The 23,442-nt window shown below is 69.2% G+C and carries 21 protein-coding genes; 10 read left to right on the forward strand and 11 right to left on the reverse strand.

Features of this window, described 5'->3' with window-relative positions; all coding sequences use genetic code 11:
- Window positions 1-225 precede the first annotated feature (225 nt).
- The 3 genes from ACT6XY_RS17135 to ACT6XY_RS17145 all read left to right on the forward strand — a co-directional run bounded on the left by ACT6XY_RS17135 (window position 226) and on the right by ACT6XY_RS17145 (window position 3,312).
- Complete coding sequence (locus tag ACT6XY_RS17135) at window positions 226-504, forward strand: hypothetical protein (RefSeq protein ID WP_444749545.1); 279 nt, start codon at window positions 226-228, stop codon at window positions 502-504.
- A 211-nt stretch (window positions 505-715) separates the two neighbouring features.
- Entirely contained in the window at window positions 716-1,582 is an 867-nt protein-coding gene (locus ACT6XY_RS17140; RefSeq protein ID WP_444749563.1) for a GNAT family N-acetyltransferase, read from the forward strand.
- 86 nt (window positions 1,583-1,668) lie between these two features.
- Window positions 1,669-3,312: an acyl-CoA synthetase gene (locus ACT6XY_RS17145; RefSeq protein WP_444749546.1), complete on the forward strand. Its 1,644-nt coding sequence runs from the start codon at window positions 1,669-1,671 to the stop codon at window positions 3,310-3,312.
- Between the two features lie 181 nt (window positions 3,313-3,493).
- On the opposite strand, the gene ACT6XY_RS17150 is transcribed toward ACT6XY_RS17145, so the two are convergent.
- Entirely contained in the window at window positions 3,494-4,876 is a 1,383-nt protein-coding gene (locus ACT6XY_RS17150) for a leucyl aminopeptidase family protein (RefSeq protein ID WP_444749547.1), read from the reverse strand.
- 161 nt (window positions 4,877-5,037) lie between these two features.
- Here ACT6XY_RS17150 and ACT6XY_RS17155 point away from each other — a divergent pair, with 161 nt between their 5' ends.
- The gene (locus ACT6XY_RS17155; RefSeq protein WP_444749548.1) at window positions 5,038-5,631 is read left to right on the forward strand and encodes a cysteine hydrolase family protein; all 594 of its coding nucleotides are present in this window, start codon (window positions 5,038-5,040) and stop codon (window positions 5,629-5,631) included.
- A gap of 208 nt (window positions 5,632-5,839) precedes the next feature.
- On the opposite strand, the gene pheT is transcribed toward ACT6XY_RS17155, so the two are convergent.
- The 5 genes from pheT to ACT6XY_RS17180 form a co-directional block, all read right to left on the reverse strand.
- Complete coding sequence (gene pheT / locus ACT6XY_RS17160; RefSeq protein WP_444749549.1) at window positions 5,840-8,257, reverse strand: phenylalanine--tRNA ligase subunit beta; 2,418 nt, start codon at window positions 8,255-8,257, stop codon at window positions 5,840-5,842.
- 13 nt (window positions 8,258-8,270) lie between these two features.
- Window positions 8,271-9,353, reverse strand: a complete 1,083-nt coding sequence (gene pheS / locus ACT6XY_RS17165) for a phenylalanine--tRNA ligase subunit alpha (RefSeq protein ID WP_444749550.1) — start codon at window positions 9,351-9,353, stop codon at window positions 8,271-8,273.
- 135 nt (window positions 9,354-9,488) lie between these two features.
- Window positions 9,489-9,854 carry a 50S ribosomal protein L20 gene (gene rplT, locus ACT6XY_RS17170; protein WP_106749513.1) on the reverse strand — a complete coding sequence of 122 codons (366 nt, stop codon included), beginning with the start codon at window positions 9,852-9,854 and terminating at the stop codon, window positions 9,489-9,491.
- A 49-nt stretch (window positions 9,855-9,903) separates the two neighbouring features.
- Window positions 9,904-10,104 carry a 50S ribosomal protein L35 gene (gene rpmI / locus ACT6XY_RS17175; RefSeq protein WP_444749551.1) on the reverse strand — a complete coding sequence of 67 codons (201 nt, stop codon included), beginning with the start codon at window positions 10,102-10,104 and terminating at the stop codon, window positions 9,904-9,906.
- 180 nt (window positions 10,105-10,284) lie between these two features.
- A complete protein-coding gene (locus ACT6XY_RS17180) occupies window positions 10,285-10,587 on the reverse strand; it encodes a hypothetical protein (RefSeq protein ID WP_444749552.1) in 303 nt (100 codons plus the stop codon).
- 169 nt (window positions 10,588-10,756) lie between these two features.
- Here ACT6XY_RS17180 and ACT6XY_RS17185 point away from each other — a divergent pair, with 169 nt between their 5' ends.
- On the forward strand, window positions 10,757-11,062 hold the full coding sequence (locus ACT6XY_RS17185; RefSeq protein WP_444749553.1) for a DUF1330 domain-containing protein: 306 nt from the start codon (window positions 10,757-10,759) through the stop codon (window positions 11,060-11,062).
- Here the strand turns inward: ACT6XY_RS17185 and ACT6XY_RS17190 are convergent.
- Window positions 11,038-11,916: a LytTR family DNA-binding domain-containing protein gene (locus ACT6XY_RS17190; RefSeq protein ID WP_444749554.1), complete on the reverse strand. Its 879-nt coding sequence runs from the start codon at window positions 11,914-11,916 to the stop codon at window positions 11,038-11,040. The genes ACT6XY_RS17185 and ACT6XY_RS17190 overlap by 25 nt on opposite strands.
- Window positions 11,917-12,039: 123 nt before the next feature.
- Here ACT6XY_RS17190 and ACT6XY_RS17195 point away from each other — a divergent pair, with 123 nt between their 5' ends.
- Window positions 12,040-13,230, forward strand: a complete 1,191-nt coding sequence (locus tag ACT6XY_RS17195; protein ID WP_444749555.1) for an acyltransferase family protein — start codon at window positions 12,040-12,042, stop codon at window positions 13,228-13,230.
- Here ACT6XY_RS17195 and ccrA read toward each other — a convergent pair.
- Window positions 13,208-14,485, reverse strand: coding sequence for a crotonyl-CoA carboxylase/reductase (gene ccrA / locus ACT6XY_RS17200; RefSeq protein ID WP_444749556.1), 1,278 nt, complete (start codon window positions 14,483-14,485; stop codon window positions 13,208-13,210). The genes ACT6XY_RS17195 and ccrA overlap by 23 nt on opposite strands.
- Window positions 14,486-14,805: 320 nt before the next feature.
- On the opposite strand from ccrA, the gene ACT6XY_RS17205 reads away from it, so the two are divergent.
- The 4 genes from ACT6XY_RS17205 to ACT6XY_RS17220 all read left to right on the forward strand — a co-directional run bounded on the left by ACT6XY_RS17205 (window position 14,806) and on the right by ACT6XY_RS17220 (window position 19,898).
- Window positions 14,806-15,060, forward strand: a complete 255-nt coding sequence (locus ACT6XY_RS17205) for a GlsB/YeaQ/YmgE family stress response membrane protein (RefSeq protein ID WP_444749557.1) — start codon at window positions 14,806-14,808, stop codon at window positions 15,058-15,060.
- A 113-nt stretch (window positions 15,061-15,173) separates the two neighbouring features.
- Window positions 15,174-17,150 carry a methylmalonyl-CoA mutase family protein gene (locus tag ACT6XY_RS17210; RefSeq protein WP_444749558.1) on the forward strand — a complete coding sequence of 659 codons (1,977 nt, stop codon included), beginning with the start codon at window positions 15,174-15,176 and terminating at the stop codon, window positions 17,148-17,150.
- Window positions 17,151-17,194: 44 nt separating this feature from the next.
- A complete protein-coding gene (locus ACT6XY_RS17215) occupies window positions 17,195-18,067 on the forward strand; it encodes an alpha/beta fold hydrolase (protein ID WP_444749559.1) in 873 nt (290 codons plus the stop codon).
- 214 nt (window positions 18,068-18,281) lie between these two features.
- Window positions 18,282-19,898 (forward strand): AMP-binding protein, encoded by a 1,617-nt coding sequence (locus ACT6XY_RS17220; RefSeq protein WP_444749560.1) that lies wholly within the window; start codon window positions 18,282-18,284, stop codon window positions 19,896-19,898.
- A gap of 3 nt (window positions 19,899-19,901) precedes the next feature.
- Here the strand turns inward: ACT6XY_RS17220 and ACT6XY_RS17225 are convergent, their stop codons facing one another.
- From ACT6XY_RS17225 to ACT6XY_RS17235, 3 genes are all read right to left on the reverse strand, one after another.
- Window positions 19,902-21,032 (reverse strand): GNAT family N-acetyltransferase, encoded by a 1,131-nt coding sequence (locus ACT6XY_RS17225; protein WP_444749561.1) that lies wholly within the window; start codon window positions 21,030-21,032, stop codon window positions 19,902-19,904.
- Window positions 21,029-22,420 carry a lipopolysaccharide biosynthesis protein gene (locus ACT6XY_RS17230; protein ID WP_444749564.1) on the reverse strand — a complete coding sequence of 464 codons (1,392 nt, stop codon included), beginning with the start codon at window positions 22,418-22,420 and terminating at the stop codon, window positions 21,029-21,031. Before ACT6XY_RS17230 ends, ACT6XY_RS17225 begins: the two co-directional genes overlap by 4 nt.
- 179 nt (window positions 22,421-22,599) lie before the next feature.
- A partial coding sequence (locus ACT6XY_RS17235) for a peptidylprolyl isomerase (protein ID WP_444749562.1) occupies window positions 22,600-23,442 on the reverse strand: 843 nt, incomplete at its 5' end.

A 23,442-nucleotide genomic window follows, 5' to 3' on the forward strand; every position in this document is an offset into this window, starting at 1 on the left:
CGCGCCTCCTCCAACAAGCCCGAACTCGTCGTCGTCGTGGAGAGCCCGGCGTCCGAGGCCCGCATGCACGAGATGTTCCGCGCCGTCGACGCCGTGCTGCGCGAGAACCCGGAAGTCGGCGCCTACAACCAGACGATCTGAGACGATCCCGGCCTGCGGTGGTAATTCTTCACCGCTCGTTAACCATCCCGTGACAGCTTCTGACGGAGACCGAGGGGGCCTTCCGTGAAGCTTGTGTCCGTCAGCCAGAACATGCAGCGCCCGAACGGCCTGTCGGAGCTGGAGATTCTGCGTAGCATCACCACCGGCTTCGCCGCCTTCGGCAGCGCCGTGCGCGCCAGCGCCATCTCGGATGCCCAGAAGTCCAAGGTGCTGGCCGAGCTGGCGGACGCCTCCAACCGCATGATGGACGCCACCAACGCCTATCTCTTCGCCCTCGGCGAGGCCCACAAGGCCATGGACGCCAAGGCTGCGAGCACCCCCCAGCTGAAGATAGCCGACTGACGACCTTCCCGGCGTCACCGTTCCGTCGCGGGGCCGTCATCGCCCCGTCGGCCAGCTGCGGCACGTGGTCTTCTCACGCCGGTCCCGCCGATTCGGGTAGGGTCCGGCCGGGGGACCCACGATGCTCGATCCCGTTGCCCGGACCAGCACCAGCCTTGCCAGCCATTTCCGCCCCTCCGCCTGGGCCGATCAGGGGCGCAAGATCATCCCCATGATGCGCGCCTATGGCGGCCTCTCCCCCCGCGCCGGATCCGCAGCCTTGCCGCGCACCCTCGGCCGTATCGGCAGCCTCGAGGTCCGGCTCGCCGCCAACGCCGCCGAGGTGCGCCGCGCCCAGCGGCTGCGCTGGCACGTCTTCTACGAGGAGATGAAGGCGATCGCCGACGGGCCCTCCCGCCTTGCGCGCCGCGACATCGACGCCTTCGACGCCATCTGCGACCATCTCGTCGTCATCGACCATGCGGTGACCGAGCGTCCGCCCTTCGGCGCCCCTCGCCCGGCCATCGTCGGCACCTACCGCCTGCTGCGGCAGGAGGTGGCCGACCGCAACGGCGGCTTCTACACCGCCAGCGAGTTCGACATTTCGGGCCTCCTGGAGCGCCATCGCGGCAAGCGTTTCCTGGAGCTCGGTCGCTCCTGCGTCCTGCCGGCCTACCGCAACAAGCGCACGGTCGAGCTGCTGTGGCACGGCATCTGGACCTATGTCCTCGCCCACCGGATCGACGTGATGTTCGGCTGCGCCAGCCTCGAGGGCACGGATCCGCGCGCCCTGTCGCTGGAGCTCTCCTTCCTGCATCACCACGCCCGCGCCCCCGCCGCCTGGGCCGCACGGGCCCTGCCCTCCCGCCATGTGGAGATGGGCCGCCTGTCGCCGGAGGCCATCGACGCCAAGAAGGCGCTGCACGCCCTGCCGCCCCTGGTGAAGGGCTATCTGCGCATCGGTGCCTATATCGGTGACGGCGCGGTGGTCGACCGCCAGTTCAACACCACGGACGTTCTGGTGGTCCTGCCCGTGAGCGCCATCAGCCCGCGCTACATCGGGCATTTCGGCGCCACGGCCGACCGGCACGCCGCCTGACGCGGGCCGGGCCTGCCGTGCGGCGGAGTTAACTCCGCCCGCGCCGGTGCTATCGTCCGCGAAAGACGGAACGGAAGCGCCACCCCATGCCTGACACCCTCGGCCCCCGCCTCGCCGGCGACGGCTCCATGATCCCTGCGCCCCTGTCCCGGCGGGTGATGAACCTCGCCGACCTGCTGCACGGCACCGCCCGTCGCCTGCCGGACCGGCCGGGCCTCGTCTGGCGGGAGCGCACCTGGACCTGGGGCGAGATGGCGGGGCGGGTGAACGCGGCAGCTGTCGCCCTGCGCGCCCGCGGCATCTCCAAGGGCGACCGGGTCGTCTGCCAGGCGCGCAACGGCAACGCCATGTTCGAGGCCATGTTCGCCGTCTGGACGATCGGCGCCATCTGGGTGCCGACCAACTTCCGGAATACCCATCAGGAGGTCGCCTACATCGCGGCCGCGGCGCGGGCGAAGGCGCTGATCTGCGAGAGCATCTTCGAGGGTCATGCGGCCGCGGTGAAAGAGAGCGACCCCGACCTTGCCCTCACCATCTCCATCGGTGCGGCGCCCTTCGCCGCCGTCGACTGGGAGGGGCTGATCGCCGAGGGCGAGAGCCACGGATCGCCGGGCCCGGTCGCGGCCGTCGACTACGATGACCCCTGCTGGTTCTTCTTCACCTCCGGCACCACCGGGCGGCCCAAGGCGGCCGTGCTCACCCATGGCCAGATGGGCTTCGTCGTCACCAACCATCTCGCCGACCTCGTCCCCGGCACCACCGAGCACGATGCCTCGCTGGTCGTCGCCCCGCTCTCCCACGGCGCCGGCATCCACCAGCTCACCCAGGTTGCCCGCGGTGCGCGCACCATCCTCCTCTCCAGCGAGCGGCTCGACTGCGAGGAGGCCTTCCGCCTCATCGAGGAGCACCGCGTCACCAACATGTTCACGGTGCCGACGATCCTCACCATGCTGGCGGGCCATGAGGCCGCCGACCGGCACGACCATACGAGCCTGAAGCACGTCATCTACGCCGGATCGCCCATGTACCGGGCCGACCAGCAGGTGGCGCTGACCCGGCTCGGCAAGTGCATCGTCCAGTATTTCGGCCTGGGCGAGGTGACCGGCAACATCACCGTCTTCCCCACCCGCGAGCACGACATCGACGACGCCGTGCAGGGGCGCATCGGCACCTGCGGCTACCCCCGCACCGCGATGGACGTACGCATCTTCGACGATGCGGGGCTCGAACTCGCACCCTTCCAGACGGGGGAAATCTGCGTCGCCGGCCCCGCCGTCTTCGCCGGCTATTTCGACAATCCGGAGGCCAACGCGAAATCGTTCCGCAACGGCTTCTTCCGCACCGGCGACCTCGGTCACAAGGACAAGGAAGGCTACGTCTACATCACCGGCCGGGCCTCCGACATGTACATATCCGGCGGCTCCAACGTCTATCCGCGCGAGATCGAGGAGGTGATCCTCACCCATCCCGCGGTAGCGGAAGTGGCGGTGCTCGGTGTCCCCGACCGGCGCTGGGGCGAGGCCGGCGTCGCGGTGCTGGTGGCCAGGCCCGGCGCGAGCGTCGCCGAGGGGGAAATTCTCGGGCATCTCGACGGCAAGCTGTCGCGCTACAAGATGCCACGGCAGGTCTTCGTCTGGGAGGAACTGCCGAAGTCGGGGTACGGGAAGGTGCCGAAGAAGCTCATTCGCGAGATGCTGATCGAGAAGGGCGAGGTCAGCGCGGAGGGGTGAGCCGTCCGGCCTGGTCCCTCCTTGGCACCGACACTGCCGTCTCCGCCACCGCCCTCCCCGTCATGGCCGGGCTCGTCCCGGGCATGACGGCAGAGGCTGTGTCTGAAGAAGAGGCCCCACCAGCACACTCTCCGCACAGCGGGGAGGGTCAGGTTGGGGCCTTGCGGCCGTCTCGTCCTCGCTATCCGAACCGTGCCTGCAGCACCGCGAACAGCGCCCGGGCCGCCTGCATCTCGCCGCCCTGCGGCCGGCCGGGCTTGTCGGCCGGCGTCCAGCCGTAGACGTCCGCGTGCAGCCAGCTCTGCGCCTTCTCCACGAAGCGGTCGAGATAGAGTGCGGCCGTGATGGATCCGGCGAAGCCGCCGGTGGTGACGTTGTTGAGGTCGGCGATCTTGCTGTCGAGGCCGCTGGCATAGGGCTTCCACAGCGGCAGCCGCCAGACGGGATCGCCGACCGCGAGGCCCGCCGCGGTCAGCTCCGCCGCCAGCGCGTCGTCATGGGTATAGACCGGCGGCAGGTCCGGCCCCAGCGCCACGCGCGCCGCGCCGGTCAGCGTGGCAAAGTCGGCGATGAGGGCGGGGGCCTCCTCGTCGGCCAGCGCCAGCGCGTCGCAGAGGACGAGGCGCCCTTCCGCGTCCGTATTGCCGATCTCGACGGTCAGCCCCTTGCGGGTTGGGAACACGTCGCCCGGCCGGAAGGCGGCGCCGGCGACCGCGTTCTCCACCGCCGGCACGAGCAGGCGCAGGCGCACGGGCAGCTTCGCCGCCATGATCATGTGGGCGAGGCCAATGGACGCCGCGGCGCCGCCCATGTCCTTCTTCATCAGCAGCATGGCGGATGACGGTTTCAGGTCGAGCCCGCCGGTGTCGAAGCACACGCCCTTGCCGACCAGCGTCACCTTCGGGTGCTTCTCGTTGCCCCAGACGAGGTCGACGAGCCGCGGCTCGCGCGGAGAGGCCGCGCCCACCGCATGGATCATCGGGAAGTTCTGCTTCAGGAGCGCGTCGCCGACGACGGAGGTGACCTTGGCCCGGTGACGCTTGCCGAGGTCGCGGATCGCCGCCTCGAGCTCGGCGGGCCCGAGGTCGTTGGCCGGCGTGTTGATCAGGTCGCGGGCCAGCGCCGTCGCCTCGGCCGCCTGGGTGACCGCCGCACCGTCGACGCCCGTCGGCACGACCAGCAGGGCCGCCTTGGGCGACGCCTTCTTGTAGCGGGTGAAGCGGTACTGCCCGATGATCCAGGCGAGCGTCGCGCGCTCCGCGTCGCCGGGATCATTGGCGAAGCGGTAGAGACCGGTCGGGATCTGGCCCGGCAGCTTGCCCGTGAGCAGCGGATCGCGATGGACGGCATCCTCGCCCTCGATGCCGAACAGCACGGCGGCGATCGCGCCCTTGGCGTCAGGCACGGCCACGGCCTTACCCGCTTTCGGCTCGAACCCCACCGCGTCGAGATAGGCCTGCTGCGGCGCTTTCAGCTTCGCCTTCACCTCCGGATAGGTCGCGGGCGTGACGAAGGTGATGGGCGTGGCGCCCGCGGTGCCTGCCGGTCGGAGAAGAGGGTGCATGGGAATCCTGTGCCGCAGCGTCGACGACAGGCTAGAGCCGCGCGATACCGCCTGTCACCCCCGCGCGCCCCGTGCATGGAGGGGGCGCGCGCGTCATGGTTTACGCCGCGGGGACGAGAGCCTTTGATGCGGCCCCCGAAGAAACCCACCCGAGGACGTCCATGACCACCCAGCCCAAGACCCTGCTGGAGCTTGCCGGCCGCAAGCCCGCGCCGCCGAAGCTCAGCGAGAGCATCCTCGTCCTCATCGACATCCAGAACGAATATCTGGACGGTCCCATCGCCCTGCCCGGCGCGTCCGCCGCGGTGGCGAAGGCGGCCGATCTCCTCGCCCGTGCCCGCAAGGCCGGGGCGAAGATCGTCCACGTCGCCCACAAGGGCGGCAAGGGCTCGCTCTTCGACCGCGAGGGCCACCGCGGCGCCATCGTCGATGCCGTGGCGCCCGTCGCGGGGGAAGCCGTGGTGGAGAAGCCGCGGCCGAACGCCTTCTCCGGCACCGACCTCGCCGATCTCGTCGGCGCGCCCTCGGCGCCGCTGGTGATCGTCGGCTTCATGACGCACATGTGCGTCTCCTCCACCGCCCGCGCCGCCCTCGATCTCGGCTACCAGACGGCGATTGCGGCGGACGCCTGCGCGACGCGCGACCTGCCGACGCCGGCCGGCGACGTCATCGACGCGGCGCGCCTGCACGAGGCGGAACTCGCGGCGCTCGCCGACCGCTTCGCCGGCGTGTTCAGGGCGGACGAGATCGTGTGATGCGCATCCGGCAGAGCCGGCAGGTCGATGGCCCCACCCGCACCCTCCCCGCGCTTCGCGCGGAGAGGGGGACTTCGACGACGCGGGTCATCGCCGGCCGTCGTGCCTGGCTCACCCGCCCGGTGCGTGGACGAGACGCGGTAGTCTCCCTCCCCGCGCAGCGGGGAGGGTGCGGGTGGGGAGTTTGGGCAGGCGTCCAGCCCTTACCTCACGCCCTCAGCGTACCGCCGGTCTTCTTCCCAACCTCGGCGACGATCTTCGCGGCCACCGCGTCGATCTCCGCGTCGGTCAGCGTCTTGTCCTTCGGCTGCAGCGTCACCGCGATGCCGACCGACTTCTTGGCCTCGTCGATGCCCTTGCCCTCGTAGACGTCGAAGACCTGGACGCCGGTGATGAGCTGCTTGTCGACGCCCTGCGCCGCCTTGACGAGGTCACCCGCCTTCACGGCCCGGTCCACCAGGAAGGCGAAGTCGCGCTCCACCGGCTGGAAGGGCGAGAGGACGAGCTGCGGCTTGGTGCGGGTCGGGCGCACCTTCGGCGGCGGCAGGCGGTCGAGCAGGATCTCGAAGGCCAGCACCGGTCCCTTCACGTCGAGCGCTTCCAGCACCCGCGGATGGAGCTCCCCGAAGGACCCGAACACGGTCTGCGGACCCATCTGGAACGTGCCGGAGCGGCCCGGGTGGAACCAGGCGGGGCCACCCTGCACCACCTGGATGCCGGCCATCGGCGCACCGACGGCGGCGAGCACCGCCATGGCATCCGCCTTGATGTCATAGACGTCGGCGGTCGCCGTGCCCTGCCAGTGGCGTCCGGTGCCCGTCGGCTTGGCGAGGCCGCGACGGATGCCTGTCGCCGCCATGAACTGGTCCTCGGGGCGGTCGCCCTTGAACACCTGGCCGACCTCGAACAGGGTGACGTCGCCATAGCCGCGATCGGCGTTGCGCTGGGCGGCGGAGGCGAGCCCGACGAGCAGGGTCGGCCGCATGTCCGAGAGGTCGGAGGCGATGGGGTTGGCAAGCGCCAGCGCCGGCTGGCCGCCGCCAAAGAGCTCGGCCTGCGCCTTGGAGATGAAGCTCCAGGTCACCGCCTCCACCATGCCGCGCCCGGCGAGCGTGCGCTTCGCCATGCGCGTGCGCTTCTGGATGAGGGTCAGCACGGGCTTGGGCACCGTGCCGCCGCGGTCCAGCGGGGTGGACGGCACGCGGTCGACGCCGGCGATGCGCATGACCTCTTCCGTCAGGTCCGCCTTGCCGTGGACGTCGGGACGCCAGGACGGCGGCGACACTTTCACCATCGGCCCGTTGCCCGAGACGTCGAAGCCGAGGGCCTCCAGGATGCGCTTCTGCTCACGGTCGGTCACGTCGAGGCCGGTGAGCCGCTTCGTCTCCGACAGCGGGAAATTGATGATGAGATCCGTGTCCGGGATGGCGCCTTCCAGCGTGACATCCGACGGCTCGCCGCCGCACAGGTCCATGACCAGCTTCGTCGCCAGCTCCACGCCGGGCAGGGTGAAGTTCGGATCGACGCCGCGCTCGAAGCGGTAGCGCGCATCGGTGACGATGCCGAGGTTGCGCCCGGTGCGGGCGATGTCCATCGGGTCCCACAGCGCCGACTCGATGAGCACGTCCGTGGTGCCCTCGTCGCAGCCCGAGTGCTCGCCGCCCATGACGCCGGCGATGGATTCGACGCCGTTGTCGTCGGCGATCACCGTCTCGTGGCCGGTGAAACCGTAGACGCGGCCGTCGAGGCCGAGCACCGTCTCGCCCGCCTTGGAGCGCCGCACCACCAGGGTGCCGGCGACCTTCTTCGCGTCGAAGACGTGGAGCGGCCGGCCGCGGTCGAAGGTGACGTAGTTGGTGATGTCGACGAGGGCGTTGATGGGGCGAAGACCGATGGCCTTCAGCCGCCGCTGCATCCAGTCCGGAGACGGTCCGTTCTTCACCCCGCGCACGAGGCGCAGCGCGAAGGCCGGGCAGAACTTCTCCTCGCCCTTGGGCAGGGCGAGCGCGACCTTCTGCGGGTTCGGGAAGGTGCCCTTCACCTGCGCGATGACGTCGGACTTCAGCTTGCCGAGGCCGGCGGCGGCGAGATCGCGGGCGATGCCATGGATCGACGTGCAGTCCGGCCGGTTCGGCGTCAGGTTGATCTCGATGACCGGATCGGAGAGCTGCGCCCAGTCGACATAGCGGGCTCCGAGGGGCGCATCGGCCGGCAGGTCGATGATGCCGTCATGGTCTTCCGACAGTTCGAGCTCCGCCGACGAGCACAGCATGCCGCGGCTCTCGACGCCGCGGATCGTGCCGACGCCGAGCGTGATGCCCTTGCCGGGAATGAAGGTGCCGGGCGGCGAGAACACCGACTTCATGCCGGTGCGGGCGTTCGGCGCGCCGCAGACGACCTGCACCGGGTCGCCCGAGCCGGTGTCGACCATGCAGACCCGGAGCCGGTCGGCATTGGGATGCTGCTCGGCCGAGATGACGTGGGCGATGGTGAAGGCGGACAGCTTGGCGCCGGGATCGTCCAGCCCCTCGACCTCGAGGCCGATGCGGGTGAGCGTCTCGGTGATCTCGGCGAGGGAGGCCTCGGTGTCGAGGTGGTCCTTGAGCCAGGAGAGGGTGAATTTCATCGGATGTCTCCCCTCAGCTCGACAGGCCGCCGGCCAGCGTCGGCAGGTCGAGCGGGCGGAAGCCGTAATGCGACAGCCAGCGCACGTCGGCCTCGAAGAACTGCCGGAGGTCGTTGATGCCGTATTTCAGCATGGCGATGCGGTCGATCCCCATGCCCCAGGCGAAGCCCTGGTAGACGTCCGGGTCGAGGCCGCAGTTGCGGATGACGTTGGGATGCACCATCCCGCAGCCGAGGATCTCGAGCCAGTCCTCGCCCTCGCCGAAGCGCACCTCGCCGCCCTGGCGGTTGCACTGGATGTCGACCTCCATGGAGGGCTCGGTGAAGGGGAAGAACGAGGGGCGGAAGCGCATCTTCACGCTGTCGACCTCGAAGAAGGCCTTGCAGAACTCCTCGAGGATCCACTTGAGGTGGCCGATATGGCTGCCCTTGTCGATCACGAGGCCCTCGACCTGGTGGAACATCGGCGTGTGCGTCTGGTCCGAGTCGCAGCGATAGGTGCGGCCCGGGCAGATGACACGGATCGGCGGCTTGCTCGACAGCATGGTGCGCACCTGCACCGGCGAGGTATGCGTGCGCAGCAGCATCCGCTCGCCGTCCGCCTTCGGATTGAAGAAGAACGTGTCGTGCATCTCGCGGGCCGGGTGGCCCTCGGGGAAGTTGAGCTTCGTGAAGTTGTAGTCGTCGGTCTCGATGTCCGGACCTTCGGCGATGGCAAAGCCCATGTCGGCGAAGATGGCGGTGAGCTCGTCCATCACCTGGCTGATCGGGTGGATGCGGCCGGTCTCCGTCGGGCTCTCGCGGACGGGCAGCGTCACGTCGACGGTCTCGGCGGCGAGGCGGGCGTCGAGGGCGTCGCTCTTCAGCACCTCGCGGCGCAGGGTCAGCGCCTCGGTGACGCGGTCCTTCACCTGGTTGATGGCGGCGCCCGCCGTCTTGCGCTCCTCCGGCGCCATCTGGCCGAGGGTGGCGAGCAGGGCCGAGAGCGAGCCCTTCTTGCCGAGGGCGGCGACCCTGACCGCCTCCAGCGCCGCCTCGTCGGCAGCGGCGGCGATCTGTGCCGTCAGGTCAGTTTCGAGCGTTGCGAGATCGGTCATGGCTGAGGTCACGGGTGATGGGGCTGGGATCGTGTGGCGGGTGGGGCCGAGCGCGTCAAGCCGCGAACGAAAAAGCCCGCGCCACCCTCGGGGAGGGTCGCGCGGGCCGAATTGTCAGACTTCAGGAGTGAGAAGTCAGGCGTTCGCCGGCAGCGATCCCTTGGCCTTTTCGACCAGGGCCGCAAAACCGTCCGGCGCCGTGATGGCGAGGTCGGACAGGACCTTGCGGTCGACGGCGATGCCGGCGCCGATCAGGCCGGCGATGAAGCGCGAATAGGTCAGGCCGTGCTCGCGGACCGCGGCGTTGATGCGCTGGATCCACAGGGCGCGGAAGTTGCGCTTCTTGTTGCGGCGGTCGCGCGTGGCGTACTGCATCGACTTGTCGACGGCAGCCTTCGCGGCGCGGATGGTGTTCTTGCGGCGGCCCCGGAAGCCGGAAGCGGCCTTGAGGACTTTCTTGTGCTTGGCGTGGGACGTAACGCCCCTTTTGACGCGGGCCATGGCTGATCTCTCTTACAATTTCGTGGGGGTGCTTCTCGAACCGGGCCGATCAGCCGTTCGGGAGGAAGTACCGCTTGACGTTGTAGGCATCGGTTTCGAACATGGCAGTGGTGCCGCGATGCTCGCGGATCTGCTTGTTCGACCGCTTGATCATGCCGTGGCGCTTGCCGGACTGGGCGTACATCACCTTGCCGGTCGCCGTGATCTTGAAGCGCTTTTTGGCGCCCGACTTCGTCTTCATCTTGGGCATTTGGCTCTCTTCATTCGTTGCGAGGCGCCCGTCTGCCGGTCCGGAGACCGGCGGGGTTCCTCTGAAGGCTCAAGGGTGAGCTTTCGGGATCGCCACGGCAGCCCTAATCAGCCGGTCGATCCGAAGAGCCGGGCGTATACAGGAGATGGGCCCGGTGGGCAAGAGGCGGCCTGCCGCCCCTCAGCGGCGCGCCGGAGCCCGTGCATAGGCCGGCGCCAGCGCCGCGGGACGGCCATGTCCGCCGCGGGGTCCCGCCTCGTCGTCCTTGGGCAGCAGCATGACCGCAACGCCCATCTGCACACTGGCGAATGTCAGACCGAGGAAGAAGGTGAGCACGGACACGGCGAGGGGCGCGACGTCCGACCGCGAGGCGAGGGTGGCGAAGCCGCCGACGTCGAAAACGATCAGCCCGGCGACGAAGGCGCCGGCGACACCGAAGCCGATGACGGCGTGGACGAGCAGGAACTGCAGCAGCTTCGGCATGGCGGCCTCCCGACCCGGATGCGGCCGGAGCGGCATCCGCGGGTGAAACGGAGGGAACGGCGTCCTGTTCCCATGACCCTCGCTACGACGCAACCCGCTCCGCCGATCACCCATCTTGCGCGGCGGGCATGAGTGGCGGGATGGTAGCGCCCCGCCGAGGAGGACAAGCATGCCCAAGGGATACTGGATCGCCCGTGTCGACGTGAACGACACCGAGTCCTACAAGAACTACGTCGCCAAGAACGGCATCGCCTTCGCCAAGTACGGCGGCCGCTTCGTCATCCGCGGCGGCAGGTTCGAGACGCTGGTCGGCACCAGCCGCTCGCGCAACGTCGTCATCGAGTTTCCGAGCTACGAGCAGGCCCTCGCCTGCTGGCACTCGGAGGAATACCAGGCGGCCCGCGCCGAGCAGAAGGGCGGCGCCGAGATGGATGCGATCGTCATCGAGGGCTACGACGGCCCGCAGCCGGCCTGATCGCCCCGAAGGCCGAGGCGCGCCAGCGCCTCGGCACGGTGACGCCGGCTGCCGGAGAAGCGCTCACCCGTGTCCATTTCGACCTCGAAATCGCCGGTCGGACGCGAAGCGAGCCGTTTGAGACGCGCACCGTTGACGAGCCGCGTGCGGTGGATGCGCACGAAGCCGAGCGGCGACAGGCGCTCCTCCTCCGCCTGCAGTGTGGTGCGGATGAGATGCCGCGCTCCAGAGGCGAGGGCGAATTCGACATAGTTCGCCGCCGAGGCCACCCAGACGATGTCGGCGGGCGCGACCTTCAGGTTGACCGTTGCGTCGCGCAGCCAGAGGGCCGGAGGCGGCGCCGCGACTGGCTCCCCCAGGCCGGCCGCCCCGGTGGCCTCGTTCCACGGACCGAGGCGCTCGGCGATCCAGAACACCGCCATGACCAGGACATAGGTCAGCACGTCCTTCCGCAGCTCGTAGACGAAACCTGCCACGGGCGGACCGAAGACATAGGTCTCGCCCGCCAGGGCGGATCCGACCTGCCGCAGCAGGACCATGCCGCCCACGTGCAGGACGGAGAAGGCGAGCATGCCGGCGAGATGGCTCGCGGCCCAGAGCACCGGGCGGCCGTGCCAACGCGCACTACGACGAAACAGGGCATGGGCTGCGGGCAGGAGCGCCACGATCACCGCGGCGCTGGAGGCCTCCCATAGAAACGGCTGCCACAGGGCGGCCGGACGGCCCACCCGCTCGAGGTCCTGGGACGTGGAGAAGGCGTTGACGAGGCAGGCCGCCGCGATACCGGCGGCGACCATCACCAGCAGGGCCCGGCGGCTCGGCCCCGCCCCGCGGACAGCAGCCCCGTCCGTCACCGTCTATCCTCCGCTCGGCAGGGCGCGTCCCCACTCGTCCCGGCGTGGAAGCCATCCGTCCCCGGGGCCTCGACCAGGGCTGGGGAACCGGGGACAGGATGAGCGACCTCGTCGGGACCGTCCATGACCAGCCTTCCCCACCGTCGCCTCGATCTGGACTGGATCCGGGTGACCGCCTTCGTTCTGCTCATCCTCTATCACGTCGGCATGCTCTACGTGTCGTGGGGATTCCACGTAAAAAGCCTTCACGACGGCCGGGTCATCGAGCCGCTCATGATCGCGCTGAACCCATGGCGGCTGGCGATCCTCTTCCTGGTCTCGGGAGCCGCGACCCGGTTCATGCTGGACCGCTCCACGCCCGGAACGCTTGCCGGGCGACGGTCGTGGCGGCTGCTGGTGCCCCTGCTGTTCGGCATGATCGTGGTGGTGCCGCCGCAGTCCTATGCCGAGGTCGTCGAGAAACTCGGCTTCTCCGGCGGCTATCTCTCCTTCTGGTTCGGCCATTATCTGCGCTTCGATCACGGCTTCTGCTCGATCGAGAACGGCCGCCGCGCCTGCATCATCCTGCCGACATGGAACCATTTGTGGTTCGTCGCCTATCTCTGGCTCTACACGATGGCCGTGGCGACGCTCGCAGCGCAGATGCCGGCGGCGCTGCGGCGGGCCGAGCGCTGGATCGAAACATGGCCGGACGCGGCGCTTCTCCTCGGGCCGGCGCTGCTGCTGGCAGCCTTTCGCGGCTTCCTCTTCCCGATCAGCCCGGTCACGCACGCCCTCGTCGACGACGGCTATGCCCACGCGGTCTATGGCTCGGCCTTCCTTTTCGGCGTCCTCATCGCCCGGTCCGATGCCGTCGCGAAGGCGACCGTCAGGTTGCGTTGGCCGGCGCTGCTGCTCGGCCTCGCATCCTATCTCGCCCTCGTCTGGCTGCGCGATCCTCGCCCGGCCGCTGGCGCGAATGCGCTGCGGCCGCTCGTCTACGGCGTCGATCAATGGTGCTGGATCGTGACCATTCTCGGCTTCGCGCGGCACTGGCTGGCGACGCGCGACAACCCGGTGCTGCGGTATGCCTGCGGCGCGGTGTTCTGCTGGTACATCGTCCACCAGACGATCATCGTCATGGTCGCTCACCACCTGAAGGGCATCGCCCTGCCGGCCTTCGCCGAAGCCGCGACGATCATCGCCGCGACCATGGCCGGCTGTGCGGCCACCTATGAGGTGGCTCGCAGGGTTGCGCCGCTGGGGACCGTGTTCGGCATCGCACCGCCGCGCGCGGGCGCAGCGGAAGGCGTTAGCCCCCCGTCGCCTCGATGACGTCGTCGAGCGTGCGCAGGCCCGGTCGCGGCGAGTTGACGAGCACGGCCATGTTGCCGGGCGCGTGCTTGTTCGCCTGCATCAGGGCATGGGCCGCCGGGATCTTGTCCCAGGGGAAGAGCTCGCTCATGCAGGGGTCGACGCGTCGGTCGAGCACGAATTGGTTCGCCGCCGCGGCCTGCTTCAGGTGGGCGAAGTGCGAGCCCTGGATACGCTTCTGCCGCATCCAGACATAGCGGGCGTCGAAGGTGATGTTGAAGCCGGAGGTGCCGGCGCAGAACACCACCATGCCTCCTCGCTTGGCGACGAGGCAGGAAACCGGGAAGGTCGCCTCGCCCGGGTGCTCGAAGACGATGTCCACGTCCTTCTTGCCGGTAATGTCCCAGATGGCCTTGCCGAACTTGCGCGCCTCCTTGGTCCAGACGGCATATTCGTCGGAATTCACCTTGGGCATCTGTCCCCAGCAGTTGAAATCCTTGCGGTTGATGACGCCCTTGGCGCCGAGCTGCAGCACGTAGTCGCGCTTGGTCTCGTCCGAGATGACGCCGATGGCATTGGCACCGGCCGCCGCGACGAGCTGCACCGCGAAGACCCCGAGGCCGCCCGACGCGCCCCAGACCAGCACGTTGTCGCCCGGCTTCAGCGTATGGGGCGGATGGCCGAACAGCATGCGGTAGGCGGTGGCCAGCGTCAGCGTGTAGCAGGCGGCCTCCTCCCAGGGCAGGTGCTTGGGCTTCTCCATGAGCTGGCGCGACTGGACGCGGCAGAACTGGGCGAAGGAGCCGTCCGGCGTCTCGTAGCCCCAGATGCGCTGGGAGGTCGAAAACATCGGGTCGCCGCCGTTGCACTCCTCGTCGTCGCCGTCGTCTTGGTTGCAGTGGACGATGACCTCGTCGCCGACCTTCCAGCGTTTCACCTTGGCGCCCACCGCCCAGACGATGCCCGAGGCATCCGAGCCGGCGACGTGGAAGGGATGTTTGTGGCCGTCGAACGGCGAGATCGGCTGGCCGAGGCCGGCCCAGATGCCGTTGTAGTTCACGCCGCCGGCCATCACGTAGATGAGCACCTCGTCCTCGCCCAGCGACCAGGTCGGCACCACCTCCACCTTGAAGGACTGCTCCGGCGGCCCGTGCCGGTCCCTGCGGATGGCCCAGGCATACATGTTGGCGGGCACGTGGCCGAGCGGGGGGACCTCGCCGAATTCGTAGAGATCCTTGACGGGGCGCGACTGGGGAGTGGGAGCAACAGCTGCCATTGGTGTCACCTCGGGTGTCAGGCGCCTTCTCTTCCGGGGCGCTTCAGGTATCGATTATGTGCAGTGCAACATGCATGTGCAAGCGCGAATTGGCGGACGGGAAAGGCCGCCCCCTCGCCCCTTCGGACGAGCCGCGACCGCCCACACGGCAACTTGCAGACCCCTACCCTGTTCCCACCGCCGGTAATTATTGCTTCCGTCAGGGACCTTCGGGAGGGCGGGCGCGTTGGGCCTTCGCGGTTCCGACCTCGTCGGCGATCGCTGATGTCTTGCGCCCGCGCCGGGACGACCGGCCGCCGCGCCTTGAGGAGGATTGCATCATGCCCGTCGAAAGTCTGCTCGTTCTTATTCTGGTCGGCGCCATTGCCGGTTGGCTCGCCGGTCTCATCGTCAAGGGCTTCGGCTTCGGGCTCGTCGGCAACATCGTCATCGGCATTCTCGGCGCGCTGATCGCCACCTGGCTGTTTCCCCGCCTCGGCATCTCGCTGGGCGGCGGCATCCTCTCGGCCATCGTCAGCGCGACGCTCGGCGCCGTCATACTGCTGGTCATCGTCGGCCTGATCAGGCGGGCCTGACGCGGGGCCCGGTCCTCCTTGCGGGGCGGCCGGGCCATTCCCCTTTCGCTGCATTGCAATAAATCGCCTGGCGGCACAGAATGATCGCCAAAGAACCCGCTCGGGAGGCGACAATGCGCAGCAACGACAAGCGCGAGAAGCCCTGGCTGATCCGCACCTATGCGGGGCATTCCACGGCCGAGAAATCCAACGCGCTCTATCGCGCCAATCTCGCCAAGGGCCAGACGGGTCTCTCCGTCGCCTTCGACCTTCCGACCCAGACCGGCTATGACGCCGACCACGTTCTCGCCCGCGGCGAGGTCGGCAAGGTCGGCGTGCCCGTCTCCCATCTCGGCGACATGCGCACGCTCTTCGACGGCATCCCGCTCGCCGAGATGAACACGTCGATGACCATCAACGCCTGCGCCGGCTGGCTGCTGGCGCTCTATGTGGCGGTGGCCGACGAGACCGGGGCACCGCGCACCAAGCTGTCCGGCACGACGCAGAACGACATCCTGAAGGAATATCTCTCGCGCGGGACCTACGTCTTCCCGCCGGAGCCCTCGCTCAGGCTCACCAAGGACACCATCCTCTTCACGACGGCCGAGATGCCGAAGTGGAATCCGATGAACGTCTGCTCCTACCACCTGCAGGAGGCGGGGGCGACGCCGGTGCAGGAGCTCGCCTTCGCGCTCGCCAACGCCATGGCCATCCTCGACACGGTGAAGGCCTCCGGCGAGGTGCCCGAGGGCGGTTTCGGCGAGGTCGTCGGCCACATCTCCTTCTTCGTCAACGCCGGCATGCGGTTCGTCACCGAGATGTGCAAGATGCGCGCCTTCGTCGAGCTCTGGGAGGAGCTCGTCGAGACGCGATACGGCGTCACCGACCCGAAGCACAAGCTGTTCCGCTACGGCGTCCAGGTGAACTCGCTCGGCCTCACCGAGCAGCAGCCGGAGAACAACGTCTACCGCATCCTCATCGAGGCGCTGGCGGTGACCATCTCGAAGAAGGCGCGCTGCCGCGCCCTGCAGCTTCCGGCCTGGAACGAGGCACTGGGCCTGCCGCGCGCCTGGGACCAGCAATGGTCGCTGCGCCTCCAGCAGATTCTCGCCTACGAGACCGACCTCCTGGAATTCGGCGATCTCTTCGACGGCAACCCGGCGGTGGCCGCCAAGGTGGAGGCGCTGAAGGCCGAGGCCACCGCCGAGATGAAGCTGATCGAGGAGATGGGCGGGGCGATCGCCGCCGTGCCCTACATGAAGTCGAAGCTCGTAGAGAGCAACACCCGCCGCCTCGAGGCCATCGAGAGTGGCGAGCAGGTGGTCATCGGCGTCAACCGCTTCACCGAGACCGAGCCCTCGCCGCTCACCACCGGGGAAGGCTCGATCATGGTGGTCGATCCCGCCGTCGAGGCCCAGCAGGTCGAGAGCCTGAAGGCCTGGCGCGCCGCCCGTGACGCAAAGGCCGTCGAGAAGGCGCTCGCCGACCTGCGCGCCGCCGCGAGCGAGGGCCGCAACGTCATGGAGCCCTCCATCGCCGCCGCCAAGGCCGGCGTGACCACCGGCGAATGGGGCCAGGTGCTGCGCGAGGTCTTCGGCGAGTACCGCGCGCCCACCGGCGTCGGCCGCGCCGCCCGCGCCGAGACCGGCGACCTCGCCCCCATCCGCGAGGAGGTGGAGACGGTCTCGCGCCGCCTCGGCCGCCGCATCAAGTTCCTCGTCGGCAAGCCGGGCCTCGACGGCCATTCCAACGGCGCCGAGCAGATCGCCGTGCGCGCCCGCGACTGCGGCATGGAGGTGGTCTACGAGGGCATCCGCCTCACCCCCGCCGAGATCGTCAACGCCGCGCTGGAGGAAGGTGTCCACGTCGTCGGCCTGTCGATCCTCTCCGGCAGCCATATTCCCCTCGTCACCGAGGTGATGGAGCGGATGCGCGCCGAGGGGCTGGACGACGTGCCCGTCATCGTCGGCGGCATCATCCCGCCGGAGGACGAGGCCCAGTTGAAGAAGGCGGGGGTCGCGGCGGTCTACACACCGAAGGACTTCCAGCTCAACGCCATCATGGCGGACATCGTCCGCATCGTCGGCGAGGGCGCGAAACAGGCGGCTTGATCGTCCGGCTTGCGAGGCCATCGCGGCGGGCACCGGAGCGGGACATGCATGTGCTCGTCAATGGCGTCCGATTGTTCGTCGACGTCGCCAATCCCGCGCTCGTTGTCGACGATCGTGGCACCCGAGAAAAGCCGGCCCTCGTCATGCTGCACGGAGGCCCTGGCTTTGACCACGTGCCCTTCAAGAACGCATTTTCCGCCCTCAGCGACGTCGCCCAGGTCGTTTTCTACGATCATCGCGGCAATGGGCGCAGCGAGGGTTCAGACCCCGCAACCTGGAACCTGACGCAATGGGGCGATGACGTGAAAGGGCTCTGTGATGCCCTGGGTCTCGCCAAACCGATCGTCTGCGGCCTCTCGTTCGGCGGCTTCGTGGCCCAGTCCTACGCCACGCGCTATCCCGATCATCCCGGCAAGCTGATCCTTCTGAGCACGGCGGCGGCGATCGACTTCGAACGGGTGTTCGAGACATTCGGGCGCATCGGCGGAGATGATGCCCGCGCGACGGCCGAGAGCTACTGGACCAACCCGACGGCCGAGGGCCGCGCCCGCTATATCGAGCGCTGCGTCCCGCTGTACCGGCACCGGCGGGACCGGCCGAAGGGACCCGTCCATGCGATCATGAAGACCGAGGTCGCTCTCCACTTCAACGGCCCGAACAACGAGCATGGCCGTTTCGACTTCCATGCCGACTTGCGGAACATCACCTGCCCCACCCTCGTCGTGGGTGGAGCGCACGATCCGATCGTGCCCATCTCACTGATCGAGGCGACCGCACGCTCAATACCCCCGCATCTGGTTCAGTTCGAGCGGTTGGAGGCGTGCGGCCACGAGATCCATGGTGACGCCCCGGAGAAGGTTTTCCCGCTTCTCCGGAACTTCATCACGCACGGCGTTCCGACCAGCAATCCCGCCTGAAGGCGGGAGGCGGAGTAGCAGAGATCGATCCCTTCGTAGGCGACGGGGTGAAGCGGGCGGAGTGAGATTCGGTCGGTAGGCACGAAGGCGGGCGAGGTGCTGGTCGCCGGCGGAAGCACGGTGCTGGTGCCCCTCGCTACGCCCTCGACGGAGGGCTGACTCGACCGCGGCCACCTGTTGGAGTACCGATCTCGCCCCCGCGAGAGTGCCCGCCATGCTCCCAAACCTGCGCGACTACGATGCCCTCGTCCGCGATTTCCGCTGGCAGGTCCCGGCCCGCTACAACATCGGCACCGACGTCTGCACCCGCTGGGCGCTGGCCGAGCCGGACCGCGTCGCCATCCTCTGGAAGAAGCCGGACGGGCGCGTCGAGCCCATCACCTATGGCCGGCTGGAGGACGCCTCCAACCGCCTCGCCAACGTGCTGGTGACGAAGGGCGTGAAGCGCGGGGATCGCGTCGCGCTGGTGCTCGCGCAGGGCGCCGCGGCCGCCATCGCCCATATCGCCATCTACAAGATGGGCGCCATCGCCGTGCCGCTGGCGGCGCTCTTCGGCATCGATGCCCTCGCCTTCCGCCTCGCCAATGCCGGCGCCCGCGCCCTCATCACCAATGCCGAAGGGGTGGCCAAGCTCTCCCAGATCCGCGACGGGCTCGGCGAGCTCTCGGTGGTCCTTTCCGTCGACGGCGCGGCCGACGGCGTCGACAGCTTCTACGGCTCGCTGGAAAAGGCCTCGGGCGCCTTCACGGCCGTCGACACGGCGGCCGACGACCCCGCCATGATGATCTACACCTCCGGCACCACCGGCCAGCCCAAGGGTGCCCTTCACGGCCATCGCGTCCTGCTCGGCCACCTGCCGGGCGTCGAGATGCCGCACGAATTCTTCCCCCAGGCCGGCGACCGGATGTGGACTCCGGCCGACTGGGCCTGGGCCGGCGGCCTCCTCAACGTGCTGCTGCCCTCACTCCATTTCGGCGTGCCGGTAGTGGCCCACAAGTTCGAGAAGTTCGACGCGGACGAAGCCTTCGCGCTGATGGCCGAGCTGGAGGTCCGCAACTCCTTCGTGCCGCCGACGGCCCTGCGCATGCTGCGCTCGATCGACGATCCCCGCTCCCGGCACAGGCTGGTGCTGCGCACCCTCGCCTCGGGCGGCGAGGCGCTGGGCACGCCGACCTACGACTGGGGCCGCGCCGCCCTCGGCCTCACCATCAACGAGTTCTACGGCCAGACCGAATGCAACCTCGTCCTCGCCTCCTCGGCCGCCATCGGCGTGTCGAGGGCGGGGGCCATCGGCAAGCCGGTGCCGGGCCACACGGTGGGCGTCATCCGCGACGACGGCTCGCTCTGCGAGGCGGGCGAGCGCGGCCAGATCGCTGTCCAGCGGCCGGACCCCGTGATGTTCCTCGAATACTGGGGCCGCCCCGAGGCGACGCGCGACAAGTTCATCGGCGACTGGATGGTGACCGGCGACCAGGGCCTGCGCGACGAGGAAGGCTACATCCACTTCTTCGGCCGGGACGACGACGTCATCACCTCCGCCGGCTACCGCATCGGGCCCGGCGAGATCGAGGACACGCTGCTGAAGCATCCTGCCGTGTCGCTTGCGGCCGCCGTCGGCAAGCCCGACGAGCTGCGCACTGAAATCGTCAAGGCCTTCATCGTGCTGAAGGACGGCGTCGAGCCCTCGCCCGACCTCGCGGACCACATCCGCGACTTCGTGAAGACACGCATGTCGGCCCATTCCTACCCGCGCGAGGTGGAATTCATCGACGAACTGCCGATGACCACCACGGGCAAGATCATCAGGCGCCTGCTGCGCGACCGCCCCTGAGCCTCAGCGCCGGAGGAGGCGCTTGGCAAGCGCCCTGGCGCCGATGAAGCCGCGGCGCCAGGCGAGCGCCGCCCGCCAGCGCCAGCCGGCGGGACCTTTGTCCACGGCGATGAAGCGCGTCGTCAGCGCCATGCGGCCGGGCCAGATGCGGTCGATCATGGGATGGTCGGGAATGGCGCACGAATCGACCAGCTCCACGCCCTTCGCCGTGATCGCGGCTGCGCCGATGGCGTGGGAGAGGAGAAGCCCCGGCGAGAAGCGGGCGAAGACCTCGTCATAGGCGGTCTTGAGATACCAGGCCCGCGGGCCCGCCGTGAGGACGAGCCCGGCCGCGATGGGCCGCCCGTCGAGCAGCAGCATGTCGATCTGTGCCCCGCCGCGGGCGGCGAGATCAGTCACCGCTGCCTCGAAGAAGGAGCGGGTCGCAGGCGTCATGGCGAGGGCGGTGCCGCGGCGGCCCTTCCACCCCTCGGCTTCGAGGGCGAGGAAGGCCTCGACCGCTTCGCTGAGGTCATGGCCCGTCGCCGTGGAGGCAAACCCGAGCGCGCCCCGCTCGCCGAGGCGGCGCGCCAGCCGGCGATGCTCCTTCGACAGGGGCGGCGGCGCCACCGTCAGAACCGCGCGGCGGTGGGCGTCGAGCACGAAGGTCGGATGTCCGACAGCGAGCGCCTCGAGGGCTGTGGCGAACGGCCCATCCGGCATCAGTGGCGCCTCGAGGGCGGCGGCCCCCTCCGACGCGAGGAACGAGAGAAGCGCGCCGACCACCGCCGCCGCCTCGCCGGGCCGCACCAGCGGCACGCCATAGGGGGCATAGTGATGGGTCCACAGGGTGAACACCGCACCGGCGAGGCCGAACCTGCCGGCGACGAGGCCGATTGGCCGCCCGTCGCGGCAGACGAGGAGCGCCCCGAGCCCGGCGGCGGGCGCGATGCCACGGGCTGCCAGCGCGAAGCCCGGCGCGAGGAAGGCATTGGGCTCTGCGGCGGCGGCCGCGAGCTCCTCCCAGTCGGGGCGAAGCGCCTCCCAGCCCTCGGCCGGTACCCAGGACGCGGAGACCGCACCGATGCCCGCGGCGGACATCGCCGGCTGCAGCGGCGGGGCCTCGGCACGGAGACGGGTGGGAGCCGCGGTCATGGGGTCGCCGGCTTGATCCAGAAGGCCGCGGAGAGGCCGAGACGCGCCGTGGTGATCCACACCAGCAGCACCGATTCCAGCGTCAGCGCCGTCGCCGTGGCGATCGCCGCACCCATCATCCCGAAGGGGGGGATGAGAACGAGGCAGAGGACCACCGCCGCGGCGAAGGCGACGCCGTAGATGAGGGCGCAGGCGGTCTGGTGGCCGGACATGGTCAGGAGGCGCTCGACCGGGCCGGCCGCAGCACGCGCCAGAAGGCCCACGGACACCACGAACATCGCCGGATAGCCCTTCACGAAGTCGGGGCCGAACATCATCAGGAAGGGCTTGCCGAGGGCGAGGATGAGGATCGTCGCGGCCAGCGAGGGGAAGAAGGTCCAGCGGATGGAGGCACGCAGGAAGTCGGCGAGCTTCTGCCGGTCACCGGCGACGTGGTACTCGCTGAACCGGTGCGCCGCCGCAGCAGCCACGGCGAAATAGACGAAGGCGACCAGCGCGAGGGTCTTCACCGCCGCCCAGTAGACCGCAACCTCCTCCGGCCCGCGCAGCTGCTTCAGCAGGATCACGTCGGTATAGGTCAGGGCGAGGTAGAAGGTCTCCACCACGAAGATCGGCAGGCTCGTCTTCAGCCAGAACAAGGGTTCCGTCCGGCGCGGGCCCGCCGCCACCTTGGTGGCGATGCGGCGGTTGAGCAGCACGAACTGGATCATCGCGGCGGTCCAGGTCGCGATCACGGCGCAGGCCATCGCCGTCACCGCCGTGCTGGGGAAGCCGGCGACATAGCCGCCGGCCATGCAGCCGAGCAGGATGAAGGGGCGGATGAGGTAGGGCGGACCGAGGGCGAGGTCCGTCCAGTTCCAGGAGCGGGCGATGCCGTCCTGGATGTCGGTCAGCACGAACATCGGCAGGCAGATGGCGGCGAGCGCCAGCGGCATGATCATGGCGTCGCTGACGAGGGAGGCGAAGCGCCACAGAATCGCAAGGCCCGTCGCCGCGATCACCGTCGCGATGACCATGCCGAGCCGCCGCCCGCCACCGATGAAGCCCCTGAGGCCGTCCTGGTCGCCGCGCTCGGCATATTCCGGCACGAAGCGCTGCGCCGCAGAGGCGAGACCCGCGTTGGACAGATGGCCGATGAGCAGCACCCAGACCCACACCGAGACATAGGTGCCGAATTCCGAGCCGCCCATCCAGCGGGCCATCAGCACCTGGCTGACATAGGCGATGCCGGCGCTGAGGACGCGGATCAGGAAGGCCGCTCCGGCCATCCTCTGGGCGATGGACTCGTCGGACCGGTCGAGCAGGAAGGAGCGGACGCGCGCGGCGATGCCGGCGGGCGACAGCAGCGTTTTGGCGCCGCGCCCCATCTGCGCCTCTTCCGAACCCATCACCGACAAGGCGGATGTCCCCGACCACGCGTCGGCACGATGATCCGATCACGGTCCCCATGGCTTAAGCGAGGGCGCTTAAGAAACGGTGTGGCCCCGGCGGGCGCGCGGCATCACCCCTGAACGACGAAGGCCGGCCACGCGAGCGGCCGGCCTCGTCATCGGGACGGAAGGGATGATCAGGGACGCGGCGTCGCCGGGGCCGGCGTGCCAGGGGCACCGGGGATCGTCGGCCGGGCCGGCGAGGGCACGAAGCGCTCGACCTGCGCCTCCGACCTCAGCTTCTGCACGAGGTCGGCCTGGACGCGGCGGGTGAGGAAGTCCTCGATCTGGCCGCGTACCTGCTCGAAGCTCGGGATCTGCCGCTGCCGGCGCTCCTCGAGCTTGATGATGTGCCAGCCGAACTGCGACTTGACAGGCGCCTGCGAGAGCTGGCCGGCCTGCATGGCGAAGGCGGCCTCAGCAAACTCGGGCACCATCTGGCCCTTGGTGAAGAAGCCGAGGTCGCCGCCGTTGCGGGCGCCGCCCGGATCCTTCGACTTCTCCTTGGCGATGGTCTCGAAATCGGCGCCGCCGCGGATCTGGGCGATCAGCGCCTTCGCCTCATCCTCGGTTTCCACCAGGATGTGGCGGGCGCGCACCTCCTCTTCCGGCGTGATGCGCGAGCGCTGCTCGTCGTAGATCTTGCGCATCTCCTCTTCCGTGACGCGGGTGCGCGTCTCGGTATTGAGGAGCGTCTCCACCAGGAGCTTGTTGCGGTAGTAGGTCATCTTGCGGGCGAAGTCGGCGCCCTCCTGGACGTTACGCTGCTCGGCGGCCTTGGCGGCGAGCGTCAGGTCGATGACAAAGCTGAGGAGATATTCCCGCTTCTGCTCGGGGCTCATCTGCGCGGTCGTCTGGCCGCCGATGTCCTCCTCCGCCGCGTCGAGGTCGGCCTGACGGATCTCGACACCCTGCACGCGGGCGAGAATGCCGTCGGCCGGGGTCTGCAGGGCCGGGGGCGTGGCCGGCTGGGCCGGAGC

Source organism: Phreatobacter sp. (assembly GCF_052440005.1).
Lineage (GTDB): Bacteria > Pseudomonadota > Alphaproteobacteria > Rhizobiales > Phreatobacteraceae > Phreatobacter.

Bases quoted from the DNA above. Each gene is read 5' to 3' on its own strand.
- ACT6XY_RS17140 (WP_444749563.1), top strand. From the start codon at position 716: ATGATGCGCGCCTATGGCGGCCTCTCCCCCCGCGCCGGATCCGCAGCC.
- ACT6XY_RS17145 (WP_444749546.1), top strand. From the start codon at position 1,669: ATGCCTGACACCCTCGGCCCCCGCCTCGCCGGCGACGGCTCCATGATC.
- ACT6XY_RS17150 (WP_444749547.1), bottom strand. From the start codon at position 4,876: ATGCACCCTCTTCTCCGACCGGCAGGCACCGCGGGCGCCACGCCCATC.
- ACT6XY_RS17155 (WP_444749548.1), top strand. From the start codon at position 5,038: ATGACCACCCAGCCCAAGACCCTGCTGGAGCTTGCCGGCCGCAAGCCC.
- pheT (WP_444749549.1), bottom strand. From the start codon at position 8,257: ATGAAATTCACCCTCTCCTGGCTCAAGGACCACCTCGACACCGAGGCC.
- pheS (WP_444749550.1), bottom strand. From the start codon at position 9,353: ATGACCGATCTCGCAACGCTCGAAACTGACCTGACGGCACAGATCGCC.
- rplT (WP_106749513.1), bottom strand. From the start codon at position 9,854: ATGGCCCGCGTCAAAAGGGGCGTTACGTCCCACGCCAAGCACAAGAAA.
- rpmI (WP_444749551.1), bottom strand. From the start codon at position 10,104: ATGCCCAAGATGAAGACGAAGTCGGGCGCCAAAAAGCGCTTCAAGATC.
- ACT6XY_RS17180 (WP_444749552.1), bottom strand. From the start codon at position 10,587: ATGCCGAAGCTGCTGCAGTTCCTGCTCGTCCACGCCGTCATCGGCTTC.
- ACT6XY_RS17185 (WP_444749553.1), top strand. From the start codon at position 10,757: ATGCCCAAGGGATACTGGATCGCCCGTGTCGACGTGAACGACACCGAG.
- ACT6XY_RS17195 (WP_444749555.1), top strand. From the start codon at position 12,040: ATGACCAGCCTTCCCCACCGTCGCCTCGATCTGGACTGGATCCGGGTG.
- ccrA (WP_444749556.1), bottom strand. From the start codon at position 14,485: ATGGCAGCTGTTGCTCCCACTCCCCAGTCGCGCCCCGTCAAGGATCTC.
- ACT6XY_RS17205 (WP_444749557.1), top strand. From the start codon at position 14,806: ATGCCCGTCGAAAGTCTGCTCGTTCTTATTCTGGTCGGCGCCATTGCC.
- ACT6XY_RS17210 (WP_444749558.1), top strand. From the start codon at position 15,174: ATGCGCAGCAACGACAAGCGCGAGAAGCCCTGGCTGATCCGCACCTAT.
- ACT6XY_RS17215 (WP_444749559.1), top strand. From the start codon at position 17,195: ATGCATGTGCTCGTCAATGGCGTCCGATTGTTCGTCGACGTCGCCAAT.
- ACT6XY_RS17220 (WP_444749560.1), top strand. From the start codon at position 18,282: ATGCTCCCAAACCTGCGCGACTACGATGCCCTCGTCCGCGATTTCCGC.
- ACT6XY_RS17225 (WP_444749561.1), bottom strand. From the start codon at position 21,032: ATGACCGCGGCTCCCACCCGTCTCCGTGCCGAGGCCCCGCCGCTGCAG.
- ACT6XY_RS17230 (WP_444749564.1), bottom strand. From the start codon at position 22,420: ATGGGTTCGGAAGAGGCGCAGATGGGGCGCGGCGCCAAAACGCTGCTG.